This window comes from Coprococcus sp. AF38-1 (assembly GCF_003603945.1).
GTDB classification, from domain to species: domain Bacteria; phylum Bacillota; class Clostridia; order Lachnospirales; family Lachnospiraceae; genus Coprococcus; species Coprococcus aceti.
On sequence record NZ_QVGO01000003.1, the window covers coordinates 1 to 742 of the forward strand.

Here is a 742-nt window from a genome sequence, read left to right on the forward strand (position 1 = left end):
TACAGTAAGACCGGTGTTAAGCCCCTGATCTATATCCAGAAGAGCGCCATGGATGCCGTGAAGAAAGCTGGATATAACCTATGGGTAGCTCAGTACCCAGACTATGTTGAGACCGGCTATCAGGTGCACCCATGGAACGAGGGAGCTTATAACTGCCTTATCCGTCAGTACACATCTGTCGGTAAGCTCTCAGGTTACAGCGGCAGCCTTGATCTCAATAAGGCTTATATCAGTGCAGCATCATGGCGTAAGCTGGCAGGCAGAAGAGCCGTATCCGTACTTGCAAAGCCGACAGCCGGCAAGAAGAGCATAAATACGATCGCAAGGGAAGTCTTGGTTGGCCGCTGGGGCAACGGTGTTGATCGCAAGAGCAGACTGACCAAGGCTGGATATGATTATGCAAAGGTACAGGCTGCAGTAAACAAGCTCGTCAAGGCATCACAGATGTCAGAGGATAAGATCATCAATGCAGTTGCTCATGAAGTTATAGCCGGTCGCTGGGGCAATGGTCAGGAGCGTGTTGACCGCCTCAAGGCGGCAGGTTATGATCCTGATAAGATTCAGAAGAGAGTAAATGAACTCATGCAATAGCCTGATTTAGGGGCAAAAAAGGGGCAAAAAGTTGATTTGTCATGATATTGCTATGCACAATGAAAGTGTAAAAAACGTAGGAATTAAGCCACTTTTGAGCATATGTGAGCATACGCAAAAACATAGCGATTTTAAACGATGTGTATAAATT

At 46.8% G+C, this 742-nt stretch carries 1 pseudogene; it reads left to right on the forward strand.

The window, feature by feature from the left end:
* A pseudogene (locus tag DW025_RS04545) lies at positions 1 to 591 on the forward strand (GH25 family lysozyme); the annotation flags it as partial.
* Between the last annotated feature and the right edge of the window lie 151 nt (positions 592 to 742).